Annotated in this window: 13 protein-coding genes and 1 riboswitch; of the genes, 2 read left to right on the forward strand and 11 right to left on the reverse strand. The window is 40.2% G+C overall.

Features of this window, described 5'->3' with window-relative positions; all coding sequences use genetic code 11:
* Positions 1-588: DUF3298 and DUF4163 domain-containing protein (locus GXZ13_05505; GenBank protein NLX75269.1), on the forward strand; the 588-nt coding region annotated here is incomplete at its 5' end.
* A 131-nt stretch (positions 589-719) separates the two neighbouring features.
* On the opposite strand, the gene GXZ13_05510 is transcribed toward GXZ13_05505, so the two are convergent.
* The 8 genes from GXZ13_05510 to GXZ13_05545 form a co-directional block, all read right to left on the reverse strand.
* Positions 720-893 carry a 4Fe-4S binding protein gene (locus tag GXZ13_05510; protein ID NLX75270.1) on the reverse strand — a complete coding sequence of 58 codons (174 nt, stop codon included), beginning with the start codon at positions 891-893 and terminating at the stop codon, positions 720-722.
* Between the two features lie 203 nt (positions 894-1,096).
* Positions 1,097-1,894 carry a bifunctional hydroxymethylpyrimidine kinase/phosphomethylpyrimidine kinase gene (gene thiD / locus GXZ13_05515; GenBank protein NLX75271.1) on the reverse strand — a complete coding sequence of 266 codons (798 nt, stop codon included), beginning with the start codon at positions 1,892-1,894 and terminating at the stop codon, positions 1,097-1,099.
* A gap of 14 nt (positions 1,895-1,908) precedes the next feature.
* Positions 1,909-2,550 (reverse strand): thiamine phosphate synthase, encoded by a 642-nt coding sequence (gene thiE, locus GXZ13_05520; protein ID NLX75272.1) that lies wholly within the window; start codon positions 2,548-2,550, stop codon positions 1,909-1,911.
* Positions 2,537-3,373 (reverse strand): hydroxyethylthiazole kinase, encoded by an 837-nt coding sequence (thiM, locus tag GXZ13_05525; protein NLX75273.1) that lies wholly within the window; start codon positions 3,371-3,373, stop codon positions 2,537-2,539. Before thiM ends, thiE begins: the two co-directional genes overlap by 14 nt.
* A gap of 94 nt (positions 3,374-3,467) precedes the next feature.
* A riboswitch (TPP riboswitch) is annotated at positions 3,468-3,573 on the reverse strand.
* A 27-nt stretch (positions 3,574-3,600) separates the two neighbouring features.
* Positions 3,601-4,266, reverse strand: coding sequence for a class II aldolase/adducin family protein (locus tag GXZ13_05530; GenBank protein NLX75274.1), 666 nt, complete (start codon positions 4,264-4,266; stop codon positions 3,601-3,603).
* Complete coding sequence (locus GXZ13_05535; protein NLX75275.1) at positions 4,250-5,512, reverse strand: MFS transporter; 1,263 nt, start codon at positions 5,510-5,512, stop codon at positions 4,250-4,252. Before GXZ13_05535 ends, GXZ13_05530 begins: the two co-directional genes overlap by 17 nt.
* Positions 5,513-5,571: 59 nt before the next feature.
* On the reverse strand, positions 5,572-6,894 hold the full coding sequence (locus GXZ13_05540) for a glycosyltransferase family 2 protein (protein ID NLX75276.1): 1,323 nt from the start codon (positions 6,892-6,894) through the stop codon (positions 5,572-5,574).
* A gap of 84 nt (positions 6,895-6,978) precedes the next feature.
* Positions 6,979-8,904 carry an LTA synthase family protein gene (locus GXZ13_05545; protein NLX75277.1) on the reverse strand — a complete coding sequence of 642 codons (1,926 nt, stop codon included), beginning with the start codon at positions 8,902-8,904 and terminating at the stop codon, positions 6,979-6,981.
* A gap of 267 nt (positions 8,905-9,171) precedes the next feature.
* Between GXZ13_05545 and GXZ13_05550 the strand changes: the two genes are divergently transcribed.
* Positions 9,172-10,599 (forward strand): FAD-binding protein, encoded by a 1,428-nt coding sequence (locus GXZ13_05550; protein NLX75278.1) that lies wholly within the window; start codon positions 9,172-9,174, stop codon positions 10,597-10,599.
* A 76-nt stretch (positions 10,600-10,675) separates the two neighbouring features.
* Here GXZ13_05550 and GXZ13_05555 read toward each other — a convergent pair whose 3' ends face one another.
* The 3 genes from GXZ13_05555 to GXZ13_05565 form a co-directional block, all read right to left on the reverse strand.
* On the reverse strand, positions 10,676-12,178 hold the full coding sequence (locus tag GXZ13_05555) for a long-chain fatty acid--CoA ligase (protein ID NLX75279.1): 1,503 nt from the start codon (positions 12,176-12,178) through the stop codon (positions 10,676-10,678).
* A 122-nt stretch (positions 12,179-12,300) separates the two neighbouring features.
* A complete protein-coding gene (locus tag GXZ13_05560; GenBank protein NLX75280.1) occupies positions 12,301-13,794 on the reverse strand; it encodes a long-chain fatty acid--CoA ligase in 1,494 nt (497 codons plus the stop codon).
* Between the two features lie 52 nt (positions 13,795-13,846).
* Positions 13,847-14,179 carry a hypothetical protein gene (locus GXZ13_05565; protein NLX75281.1) on the reverse strand — a complete coding sequence of 111 codons (333 nt, stop codon included), beginning with the start codon at positions 14,177-14,179 and terminating at the stop codon, positions 13,847-13,849.
* Positions 14,180-14,208 lie beyond the last annotated feature (29 nt).

The following is a 14,208-nucleotide window of genomic DNA, read 5'->3' on the forward strand; positions in this document are numbered from 1 at the left end:
GATGGATTTGAAGCAAAGATAGTTACTCCTCTGATTAGAGGTCTGGCTGACAAAAAAAACGAGAATGAGCTAAATCACAACTTTAGAGTGAAAGCAAAAGCCGCCATTTCGGAGTATGAGAATTATGTTGTTGAAGAAACGAACAAAACCTCGAAAACAGAGGGACACTTCGCTCTTATATCTGATGTCATAGTCAAAACAAACAACGAAAAAATCCTAGCTTTTGATCACTATCTACTCAATATCGTTGGATCATCATCTACGAAACATGAATTTTATACTTTTCTCAGAGATAGCGGGAAACTCGTTACACTCAAGGAATTATTAAAAAAACAACCTAACTATGTCCAGAAAATAAGCAAATATATAAGGACGGAAATGAAGCGCATAAATAACAAGGAAAATGGAATGTTTTGGGTTGAGAGAGGTTCGCAAGATGAGTTTAAAAAAATAAAAGAGGATCAAAATTTTTATATAAATGACGAGGGAAGCCTTGTTGTCTGTTTTGATAAATATGAAGTGGCAGCAGGAGCCCAAGGCTCTCCTGAATTTATTATTCCAACTAAAATTACCGGAGTTATTTTATAACAAAAATAGATAAAAATGAAAGTTTGTCTTTAAAAATTAGGAAGCCATTTCGCAATCGTATTCGAAAATACGTTGTGAAATGGCTTCGATAGTTTTACTAATATTTTATCCTTTTGGTTTAGATTAAAAAATTACTGGGATATAGCGGAAACGGGGCAAGTTGCTACGCAAGCGCCGCACTCTACGCATCCGTCTGGGTCAACAAAAGCTTTCCCGTCGGTAACAGTAATTGCTTCCGTAGGGCAAACGCCCACACAAGCTTCACATCCGATGCAAGCATCCTGATCGACTACTGCTTTAGCCATTTATGAGTCCTCCTTCTTTATCCTTATGCGAATCTGTACATGTGTCTTTGAATCAATAGATTCAAATGCATATTATATGTTCTAATTTAATATGTATCAACCTCTAGATTAAAAGAAACGACGTAAATCCTGATATACGTTATAGTTGAGCCGTTTTTAAACTCTCGATAAACCATTTAAAAATGTACTTAGCAAGAAAAACTTTAATCGAGACTGGTAGATATTGCGTAGCCGTGATTCAGAGGGCCTCTACCACTACCGATATCAAGACCTGATTCAATAGCACCTTTTATGTATAGTTTGGCTTTCGCGATACTCTCTTCCATACTTAATCCATTAGCCAAACTACATGCTATTGCTGTAGAAAGAGTACACCCCGTTCCGTGAATATTTGGATTATCAATGTGTGGAGATAAAAACCAAAATGTCTCACCCTTACTGTTACAAAGTAAATCATCAGCTGAATCCAACAGATGACCGCCTTTTATCAGCACAGCTACTCCGCTCTCTTTGGATATTAACAAACCGGCTTTCAGCATTTCCTCTTTATTCTCTACTTTAAAATTGCAGAGAACCGCAGCTTCAGCCATATTAGGTGTTATCACCTCTGCAAGTGGAAACAGCTCTTCTTTTAGAGTTGTAATTGCATCAGGGCTTAGCAATCTGCTGCCACTCGTAGAAACCATTACAGGGTCAACTACTATGTGTTTTGCGTCATATTCTTTTAATTTTTTTGCAATTGACTTTATTGTATCTACAGAAGAAACCATTCCTATTTTTACGGCATCAGGCCTTATATCCTGAAAAACAGAATCTATTTGCAGCTCTATAAAATCCGGTGATGCGTCGAAAATCCCCTGCACTCCGGTTGTGTTTTGTGCGGTAAGAGCCGTAATTACGCTCATGCCGTAGACCTTATGCGCTGTCATGGTTTTTAGATCAGCTTGTATGCCGGCGCCACCACTACAATCAGAACCGGCTATTGTGAGAACTTTTTTCATAATATGCCCTCCGCTTAATTTAGTATTATCTTTTCAGCCAATGCCTTAAATCGTGCAGCGGCAGAAAAAACATCCTTTTGTGCAAAAATTGCTGAAATTATAGAAACGCCTGCAATTCCGCTCCCTTCCAACTCCAATATATTGTTTTCGTTTATGCCGCCGATAGCGACAATCGGTATGGACACGGAGGCAGATATCTCTTTAAGAAGTGGAAGCTCCACTCGCTTTGCATCGCCTTTTGTGGAAGTATTGAAAACCGCACCTACTCCTATATAGCTGGCACCCATCTCCTCTGCTTTGAGAGCTTCTCTCACGCTACCAGCAGACAAACCTAATATTTTGTCATTGCCTACTTTGTCTCTGATGTCACTGGGAATATTATCAACTTGTCCCATGTGTACCCCATCAGCTCCGGATAACAAGGCTGCTTCAAGAGAATCATTGACAATGAATGGCACCTTGTATTTTGAAACTAAGCCTCTTACCCTCTTTGCTAAATCTACATAATCATCTGTGCTCAAGTTTTTTTCTCTCAGCTGCAACATTGTAATGCCACCTCTGAGAGCCTCTTCAATTTGAAGAAAAAACGAATCTTTATCGCTCCATCTACGATCTGTTATCGCATAAAGAAGCAGTTGCTCTCTACTGAAAGTCAACTTTCATACCCTCAATAAAAGTTGAAGTATCTGCTTTTCCTATTTCGTCAATTAGGTAAGAGGGGAAAAGCCCATGGCCGGCTTTTGTTGCTATCATGCGACGATATGCAATTTCGCCTGATATCCCCATAAGAAGGACTGAAGCTGTTGAAGCTTCTTTAAGTCTCGTTTTATTTGACGAGCAAAAAGCTGCAGTAAGCGCACTTAGCATACAACCGCTACCGGTGATTCTGGATAGCATCTCTACTCCGTTTCTGACTATGTAAGCACCCTTTGAATCAGCTATCACATCTATTGCTCCTGTTGCAGCTATAACGACATTCAGTTTTTTGCTCAATTCCTTTGCGAACTCAACAGATTCAACAAGATTACTCTCTGTTACGATGTCTTTGACATTTACGTCAACGCCTCTAGTAAGTCCGTAACCCCTTGCCAAAGCACGTATTTCAGACATGTTCCCACGAATGACAGAAATTTTTATGTCAGAAATTAAATTTAACGCGGTCTCTGTTCTAAGAGCAGAAGCACCCGCTCCAACGGGATCCAAAATGACTGGAATGTCTATCTCGTTGGCTACTTTTGCAGCTTTATACATAGACTTAACAGTTCTTTTATTTAACGTTCCGATATTGAGATTAAGGGCAGATGACAGTTTTGTAATATCCTCTACTTCATCTTCATCGTCTGCCATTATGGGAGATGCTCCGCAAGCAAGGAGAACGTTGGCACAGTCATTTACTGTGACGTAATTGGTTATACAGTGCACAACCGGAGCTCTATGACGAACATCTTCCAATATTTCACTAAATAATGTTTTTTCCATTTCTTTCTACTCCCTTACTATATAAATATTTTTAAGTTTATTGATAAAAACAAAAATAAACAAAAAATGAGAGCCACCTTGTAGGCGCTCTCACTAAATTTTAATTTAATGTTTCCTACGTTGGCATTATCCAAATCAGGTCTAGGGTCGAAGTTTAGAACTTCCTCTCAGCCTGTGTACAAGCTCCCCGAATTACTATGCAGATTAATTATACAACCTATTATCTGCTATTTATTATACTCCTTTTGGCCGTATTTTTCTTTTACTTCAGTTTTTATTTCGTATATTTCTGTGTCTGTTAAGGGGACTCCCCCTCCTGCTTTTTTAGCAAGAATGAATATCTTGGCAAAATCCTCCAGCATTTCAGACCTAAACATAGCTTCCTGCAATGTCTCGCCGACACAAACTGCTCCATGATTTGACATTAGAGCAGCTCCGCCGTCTCCAAGAGCTTCTAATACATTCTCTGCTAATTCCTTAGAGCCTATGGGAGCATAGTTTGCCGTTTTAATGCTTCCACCGAAAAGCACGACCTGATTATCTGTTAAAGGATACATATCTTTTCTTGTGGCAGCTACCGAGGTGGTATAGATTGGATGTGTATGCACTATTGCGTTTACGTCTTTACGAGCAGCAAAAATCATTCGATGTAGTTCTTTTTCAACAGACGGAACTCGTTCTCCCTTTACTACGTCTCCATCCATATTTAGTTCTACGATGTCACTAATTGAGAGCACTCCATAATCTATTCCGCTCGGCGTAATAAGGAAGCCCTCTTTTGTTCTGACACTGACATTGCCACCTGTTCCCTTGACAAGCCCCTTGTCTAACAACAAGAGGCAAGCCTTTATTATCTTTTCTCTTATATTAAAACCATCAATCAACGTAAGCACCTACCATTCTGCTCAATAAAGGTGTTACGAAAAGGTTCATTATTCCCAACACCAAGAAAATATTAATTATACTCATCTCCATAAAAAGTAATCCGGTCACAAAAAAAGCTGAAAGAACCATGGCAAATGAGTCTGTAATATTCAAAACAGCAACAGATCTTGCCCTATGTTCCTCGGGGCATTTTGACTGCATTAATGCGTACATCGGCACGCTATATATACCACCGAAAGCGGCAAGTAAGAAGAGGCTCAGCACTATCCCCCACGACATATAATCTTGCAGAAAAACCAGTGCTCCGACAAGAGAGTCTCCCTTTTTAAAGAGAAGGGAAAAAGTATACAGCAATAAGGTAGATAAAGAAAGACCTACGCATGCGGGAGCAACAAGCTTCATGGAAATCCGCCCCTTTAATATCCTGTTGCAAATAGTAGAACCAAATCCGACTCCAACAGAAAAAACTATTAAAAACAGTGTCGAAACTTGTTCGTTTCCTCCTAGTACGTCTTTTGCAAATGTCGGAAATTGAGCCAGAAAAACCGCACCCAAAAACCAAAACCAACTTATACCGAGTATGGAGCGAAAAACGGGCTTAATGACTTTTACGTAGGAAATTATCTCCCATGTCGCTTTCGGAATATTCCAATCAATCTTAACTTCCGGATCAGGGGGTAAAGCTTTTGGAATGAAGAGGCTCGTTATAAAACCTAAAACCGCCACTGAAACGACTCCGGTAGAGATAATAACGCGACCGAAAGAATGCAATATTAGCAATCCACCAAAAAGAGTTCCAGTCAATATTGCAATATAAGTACCGGCACTGACCAGTCCGTTTCCCGCAACAAGTTCATCTTCTTCCAAATGTTGGGGAAGTATGCTGTATTTTAGAGGTCCAAAAAAAGCGGACTGAGCACCCATAAAGAAAAGCAAGATGACCAGCGCAAATAAATTTAGATATTGGAATGCCACTGCCGTCATACACATTAAAATAATTTCTACAAATTTAACTATTCTTATTAAGAATGATTTTTCGTATTTGTCAGCGAGCTGGCCAGCTGTCGCCGAAAACAGGAAAAAAGGCAAAATAAATAGACCTGCCACTACTGTTATAAGTATCTGCGCATTCATTCCATTTTGTTCCGCCAAGCGAAAAGTTATAAGAATAACGAGCGCGCTTTTAAAAAGGTTATCGTTGAAGGCGCCTAAAAATTGAGTCAAGAAAAGCGGCAGGAAACGTCTTTTGCTCAACAGGGAGAACTGTGTTTTTATTTTTGGCACCTCCATTCAAACGTCATGTTAATAATTGCTTACTTAGAAACTTCGCTCAAATGCATATTTCTTGTGTGCTCCGTTTTCACCCATGTATCCTGATTTTTTGCAAGAAACATCGCTTTAAACAGAATTGGAATCCAAGTGAGCCCAAACCACAAATATGAAAAAGTATCTTTCACGTAGCGGAAAGTAAGTTTTTTCTCATGCATTGACGGCCCAATAATGACACACAACAAGCAAAAAGCGGCAATTGAGAAGAGAGGAAATCCGAAAAACAGAATCCACCCCATCATTGTTTGAGGCGTTCCGCTTGATATGGTCGGAAATAAAATTACGTTATTTATAATAGTATAAGCCATACCGGCCAATAGAATTATTATGCCCAAACAAGATTTCGCCGGAGCAAGCAAGTAGAGAAACAAGTCAAGGTACTGCAACTTTCTTGTTACAAAAAAAGACTTTAAAGCACTCCACCCATACTTCCAAAACACCCAATAATGTCCCTGCATCCACCTTGTTCTCTGTTTTTTTGACACGGTTAAGTCCTGAGGCTTCTCGTCATAAATTATCGCGGCATCATTCCAATTGACCTTACTGCCGGAAAGAATTAAACGAGTAGACATCTCAAGGTCTTCTGTTAGACTTTCAAGATTCCAGCCTATTCTCTCAAGAGTGGCCGCTCTTATCACAAGCCCTGTCCCACCCAAGGTGCAGGAAAGCCCCCAAAGGCCTCTTGCCAGCTGCCAAAAGCGATTTGAAAACCAGTATGCGATGGCATAAGATCGTGTCAGCCAGTTGTCATCTGGGTTTTTTACATCTAAAACACCCTGTATTGCCTCAGCACCGGGATGCATTTCCATGTAGTTATTCATATTAAAGAGAAAGTTTTCGTCTACAACATTGTCTGCATCAAACATGGCAAGAGCATCAAACTTCTCCATAGGGAGCTGTGTCAACGCCCAACGGACGTTCCACGTCTTTCCGTTTTGAGTATCATCATATCGTTCCAGAGCCACGGCATTGTGAGAGCGAACTATATCTGCCGTATTGTCGCTACAATTGTCACAGGAGACATAAACCTCGTAGCAATTTTTTGGATAATTCTGCATTGCAAGGCTATCCAAGAGAGGCGCGATGACCTGAGCTTCATTATGTGCCGGAATTAAGGCAACAAATTTTCTGTATCTTTTTGCCGGTGGTAGCTGTTTCTGATTCCAGAAACCTCTTATGCTAACAATTATTTGATATATACCGTCACAGATAAGCAATGCAGTCAGAAGGTAGAGAGTAAACTGAACTATCCACCATCCCCACCAAATTGCCCAATAAACAAAGTTTGTAACAGTTAATTTATCCATATATTATTCCTCCCAAATAACATATACATCTCACAATCTCCTTTTGACAACAGTGACTTTACACAGAAGAAGATATCTTCAACTCTATTCTTCTTTTGTTCTTTCATATATCGAAGGAATCAAGTCGTGAGCCAATATTTTATCATTGTATGCAAGCTCTTTTGCTGCTTCTTTACTTATTTCCCGAAAACGCGAGTATTCTAATATTTGTCCATTTCTTAAATCAACGGCCTTTTTAAACGAAGGTTCTATATATGCAAAGTCATATATATATGAACCGTTACGAAAAACAACTGGCTCTTTATTGTCTTCAAAAATATTTTTCCCAAAACCGTAGTGATATTCTACTCCAAGAAGAAGAGCTACGCTTTTTGGCAAATCAATGAGACCGACAGCTCTCTCACTGTTCATAAATTTAACGGAATTCGGGTCCGGAGTTCTTATTATTAAAGGCACTTTTAGAAGGTCTCGCCAAGAGTGAGCACTTTTTAAGTCTTTTCCCAGAAGTTTTTCTAAGTTTGCTGCATCCCATTTTGGCACAGCAGTGTGATCTCCATATATAACAATCACGGAAGATTTCAGAAGCCCTTTTTTCTTAAGTTCATCCAAGAACATGCCGAACTGTTCATCTAAATAATTCATGCTTTTTAGATAATTCCCTACAAGTGTGTTGCCAAATTCGCCGACATCCAACTTCGATTGAGCAATGAGAGGAGGATAGTTAAAGGGGTAATGACTGCTGAGAGTTACTAAAAATGCATAGAATGGCTTGGGTGTATTTTCCAAAATTGAGGCAGTCTGTGCAAAGAAACTTCTGTCGCTTAATCCCATGCCTATAATCTCATCCAGATCGAAATCTCTTTTGCTTATGTATTTTCTAAAACCTATACTTGAATACATGCGTTCTCTGTTCCAGAAACTCGGTCTGTCTCCATGCAAGGCGATGGGGAAATAGCCGTTGTCTTCCAATACTTTTGGGAGAGCATTGTATCTGTTTGAAGCAAAACGAGTAAAAGCGACACCGGAGGATGACGGGTACAAACCGATATTGGATAAAAATTCTGCGTCAGAGCTGTTCCCCAATCCTGTTTGGTCGTATGTTCTTGAAAAATAAACAGATTCTTTTAGAAAATCATTCAGATTGGGCGTCACGGGAACTCCATTTACTTTTAGATTTATGACGAACTGCTGAAGAGATTCTGCTTGAATGATTATCAGGTTTTTATTCTTTGCAATCCCAAAGAGGGGGTGTTCCTTTATGTTTGAACTATTTTTGTTGCTCTCAAACCAGCTCACTATTTCTTCCCTTTCATGTTCAGATAATCTCTCTTTAAATAAATTTTCTCTCAACACGTTTAAAAGATCAGCGACATGATATGTCGGAGCTCCCACATTGCTACAAACCGCAACTCTATCCCACATGGAATTCAGAGCTCCCGGCACTTTTTTGTTGTATGTCCTTATATGCAACGAAACAAAGTAAAAGCTAAGAAATATAAGAAAAAGAGATGCTATTAAACGCTTGAGAGTAATGCTGTTGAGCTCAGTTTTTCTCTCTGACTTTTTATTTAAAAATATAAACAAAATAATCAAAGGAATATCTAAAAAATACAGCAAATCTGAGCAGCGAATAAGTGCAAAAACCGACTCGGAAATCTCGCCTATCTGGTTGATAAGCCCAATATTATTAAAAGTAAAAAGATCCGAATAGTACCGTAAATGTAGGATATCAGTCAATATAAGGATAGTTAGCAATACGTCTAAAATAATTGCTACATATAGCCTTGCCTTGCGATGACAAAGTGAAACAGTTACAAAAAATATGGTGATAATAGAAAAAGAGGATAGCAAAGCTAAGAGCTGTTTTGATATAAAAAAGCTTTTTGACATGCCGTATTGAAATGCTATAAATTTAATGAATAGTGAGGTTATAAAAAATGCTAACAGCAGCATTTCTTGGACAATATTTATATTGCTTCCACTCACTTGTGGTGTTTTAACTGCCTTCAACTATTTCACCCTGCTCGGTTAAATACATATTTAATAATACGGCTCTGTTCTTGTAACTTTAATATCGAATTTCTTTTTGAAAAAGATATATGAGAAAAAATTTTATTTCCAACACAAAAACGATTATAAAGTCTTTACCTAAAAAACGCTTTTTAGTCAGCCTTTTTACATTAGAGCTTCTCTTACAATATGCTATTATATCTGAATATTTGTATAATTATTTATGTTAAAATACTTATCTAGAAAAACTGAAATGAGGAATGTTTTATGGCTAATCTTTTTACATATGGCAGAGTTGATGAAACAGTAATAAACGAACTTGTTTCTGCTATATGCAGCAACAATGTTTCTACGGATAAAGATAAATGTGCAACATATTCTCGCGACGAAGTACCCAGCAATTTTTATGGCAGAGAGTACTCTGCCGAAGTTCTGGTCTTTCCGGAAACAACAGAGCATGTCTCTTCGATAATGAAAATAGCTTCGAAACACAAAGTTCCGGTTACTCCTCGCGGAGCAGGCACAGGTCTATCTGGCGGAGCTCTTCCTGTCCATGGCGGAATAGTGATGAGCTTCGAAAAAATGAATAAGCTTCTTGAGCTTGACCATAAGAACTTGACTATAACGGTTGAACCTGGAGTCGTAACATCTGAAATTACAGCTATGGCGACAGAGAATAATCTCTTTTATGCCGGAGACCCTTGCAGCGGAGACTCATCCTATATTGGGGGCAACATCGCAGAAAATGCCGGGGGGAACAAAGTAATTAAATATGGAGCCCCAGGAGCTCAAGTTCTTGCTTTGGAAGTTGTTCTGCCTGACGGTTCAATAACGTGGTTTGGCGGCAAAAGATTAAAGGACGCTACAGGCTTTAATTTTGTTCAACTCATGGTCGGTTCTGAGGGAGTTTTGGGAGTAATAACGAAAGCTGTGTTAAAACTTCTTCCACTTTCTCGCTACTCAGTCGACCTTCTTGCCGCATTCAAGGACACTGCGACTGCAATAGCTTTTGTGCCTCAGATTGTAAAAGAAGGAGGATTAATCCCTTCTTCAATCGAATTTATGGATAAAAAAGCGTTAAGTCTGGTTAAGAAATACCTTAACACTGAAGTTCCGGCAGGAGAAGCTGGTGCAGTTTTAATAATCGAGCTAGAAGACAACGATATGGAACAGCTTGAAAAAATATACGAAAAAATTGGCAAACTTTCTCAAAAACATGGTGCATATGAAGTCTATGTTGCGGACACTAGAAGCACGAAAGACAGAGTGTGGCAGGCGAGAAAGTCCATAGCGGAAGCGGTTTCCACTTCCTACACAAAGTACACAAAGGAAGACCTCGTCGTCCCAACAGACAAAGTGCCTGCTTTGTTGGAGGCAATAGAAGAGATTTGCACTTCTCATAAGCTGGAATGGAGTGCTTACGGCCACGCAGGAGACGGAAACATGCACTGCTCGATTATCGCTCCGGAGACGACAGATTGGCATGATGTGCTAACCACAGTGCAGTGTGAATTGTATCCTAAGGTTCTTGACATGGGCGGAACTCTATCCGGCGAACATGGCATTGGATTTAAGCGTAAAGGCTACATGAAATATTTTATGGATGAAAGCCAGATTGAGTTAATCAAAAGAGTCAAACTTGCTTTTGACCCTCAAAATATTCTCAACCCAGGTAAAATGGTTGATTGGAACTAAGTTTAAATAGAATGACAAAAAATAAAAGGGAGATAAAAATATTTTCATCTCCCTTTTTGTATGTTTAGGCTGTATTTTAGATTTTTACTTTGCGAAGTTCGCGGCGTAATATTTTGCCGGCCGGCGAGAGAGGATATTCTTCCACGAACCCAATCTTGCGCGGCACCTTGTAGTGAGCCAAACGCTCCTTGCAGAAGCTCTTTAATTCTTTGGCATCTACCTCAGAATTTTCTTTTAATATGACAAAAGCTTTAACCTGTTCCCCTGAGATTCTGCTCTTCTCTCCAACGGCAACAGCTGAATGTACCGCAGGATGTCCACACAACACTTCTTCTACTTCTTGAGGATAGACGTTGAATCCGCCAACTATAATAATGTCTGTCGCTCGGTCTACTATTTTGATATAACCTTCTTCATCTATCTGCACAACGTCTCCCGTATTGAACCACTCTCCGTCATAACGAGCTTTGGTGTTTTCGGGATCTCTGAAATAGCCAGGAGCGACTGAGGGGCCTTTTACCCAAAGAACACCTTCTTCATGCAGTCCGAGTGGTTTCCCCTCTCTGTCCGTTATGCGCAGTTCATAGCTTTTTAAACAGGGACCGACCGTGCCAAGTTTTTTCGTTTCTTGGCTGTGTGAACATGCCACGACAGGAGAGCATTCCGTAAGTCCGTACCCCTCTATGATCCCCACACCCAAAACTTTTTTGCTTCGTTCGTCCATCTGTACGTTGAGCCTATCTCCTCCGGACATCACAAAGTGCATGTTCTCCAACCGTTCTTCTTTTTTCGCAAGAGTGCCAATCAAAAATGACATAACGGTGGGAACGCCTATTATGACGTTGCAGCCAGACTGTCTCATCGCATCGATTGTAGTGTCGACTGGCAAAAAGCTTGGCACTACAACTTGACGCACACCGGTTAGCAAGGGCAACAAACCGGCTACGTTGTTGCCGAAAGTATGGAAATTTGGCAGTACGTTTAGGAAAATTGAAGAGGAATCAAGCAACCCCGGAACCTGTATGGGAATCATTTTTATGTTGTCAATTATGTTTGAGTGAAGACAGCCCACCGCCTTAGGGTTGCCGGTCGTTCCTGATGTAGCAAATTCTACGGCGTAATCTTCGGAAATTTCAAGGCCCATTCTCCCCTTCCACTCATTGAGAGGGGCATCCGGCTTTATGGGGACAATAGGCACTCCAATTGCATCAAACGTATCCTTTGCACTATTGGAGAATTCTTCGGTGGTTAACATTGAATGGGGATCCAACAGCTTTACCGTATCGACAATGTTCGTCATTCCCACTCTACCATTTAAAGGAGCTATAGAACCTTTTAATCTCCATGCCGCAACTGAAAGAGCAAAAATCATCGGGGAATTTGGGAGTATAACAACTATCCTCTGTCCCTTTTGAAAGCCTGAATTCTTCAGCTTGTTTTCACAGTCAATGGCAAGGTCGTTTAATCTATTCCACGACCACCATTCTCCCTGCCACCAGAGGCAATTTTCATTTTCTCTGCCTCTCCAAGCCTCCGTAAATCTTTCTTCTAGCCTCGTTAATTCATCAAGTTTTGGCATATCAACATCTCCGTAAGTTTTTGTCATTTTTGTATATTATCAGATCTTTATATTTACATCATAACTCTACACAAATTCTCTCTGTTTTTTAATGCATAATAACATTATCCCCAAAATAGTCACTATCTGGCAATATTTATTTTTCTAAGTTCTCTTCTCAGCACTTTCCCCGCCGGTGAAACCGGGTATTCTGTGACTATTGCTATTTTGCGTGGAACTTTGTAATGTGCCATACGCTCTTTGCAGTAAAGCATGAGCTCTTTCGGCGTTGCTGCCATTCCTTCATTTAATATTATGAAAGCTTTGGCTATTTCGCCCGCGACTTTATTTTTCTCTCCAACCACAACCGCATCTTTTACAGCTGGATGACTACAAAGTATCGCCTCAACTTCTTGAGGGTAAACGTTAAAACCTGTCACTATTATAATATCTGTTGCTCTGTCAACGATATTAATGAACCCATCTTCATCTATTCTCACGACATCGCCGCTATTGAACCAACCATCGTCAAAACGCTCTTGCGTGCTTTTTTCATCCCGATAGTACTCACTGACGACGGAGGGACCCTTTAACCATAAAACTCCCTCTTCATGCAGATCAATAACTTTTCCATCTCTATCTCTGATTTGTATTTCAAAAGACTTAAACTTGCGTCCGACCGTTCCCAATTTTCTACTCTCATAAGACGAGTTAAAAGAAACTATAGGAGAACATTCTGTAAGGCCGTATCCTTCCAAAATCCCTACCCCCATGTACTCTTGAGCTCTTCTATCCAAATCTAAGTTAAGCTTGTCTCCACCGGAGATAATAGTCCTAACTCCCGTTAGTTTTTCATTTTTGGCTGCAAGGTAACCCAGCAGAAAGCCCATAAGGGTAGGCACTGCTATAATTGTGTTTACTCCACCAGCTTCTATGGCTTTTATTGTATTTTCCACAGGAACAAAACTTGGCAATACAACTTGTTTCACTCCATTCAACACTGCCATAAGCCCCGTCGTGTTAAAACCAAGTGTGTGAAAATTCGGCAGAACATTAAGGAATACTGTATCCTTCGTTATTAAGCTGGGAGCGGCCTCCACTGCGTCATCGATATTAGACATAATGTTTGTATGTGTACAGGAAACTGCTTTAGGATTTCCAGACGTTCCAGACGTTGAAAAGATAACAGCCAAATCCTCTGTTTCAATGGCTCCCTGTCTCATGACTACTTCTTGCAGAGGTTTGTCAGTGCTTGCAGGGAGCACCGGTGTTGTCAGAAGTTTTTTAAAATCTATTGCGTGTTCCAATTTATCTTCATATATAAATACGGCGTTGACGTCTAATATCCTCACCGTGTCGACAAGATTGGGAATCCCTGTTCTCACATTCAGTGGAGCGACAGCTCCACCCAGGCGCCAAACAGCAATGGAAATAGCAAAGACCATTGGCGAGTTTGGCATAATCATGGCGATTCTCTGCCCTTTTTTAAATCCGGCAGCTCTTAATTTGCCCTCGCAATCTAAAGCGAGATTGTTGAGTCGATCCCACGACCACCACTCGCCCAACCACCAAATGCAATCCTTATCCTTTGATTCCGACCAATAGTCGACGAACCGTTCTTCCAGTCTGTTGGTAATTTTTTTTATGGACCTACGAACAACTCCATTCACAAAAAAATTGACTTGATATTTACTGGTCTGATTGCTCCAGTCTAATCCTCTTTTGGAATACACCTTTGCCTTTATCGCAGTTAATCAAAGACATTGCTTTGTTTAACGGGCCATGTGTCCTTGGGTCCATTGTAAGCGTTGCATGAGAAAGAGGAAAATTCCTAGTTGAGAGCATTGCGTGCCTTACAGCCTCTCCTCTGTAGCCCGAAGCTTGATATAAAGAAGCCGCAATCCACATTACCGCATCATATGCAAGTATCGCTCTTTTAATGTCTGGATCCGGACAGTTTTCGTTATAAAGACTTCTGAAATCATTTAACACGGAGCGTATCTTGGGGTCTAGCGATGTCACTTCATTTATCCACCAGCTATTATAGAATA

The sequence above is a fragment of the Synergistaceae bacterium genome, assembly GCA_012728235.1.
GTDB lineage: Bacteria > Synergistota > Synergistia > Synergistales > Synergistaceae > JAAYFL01.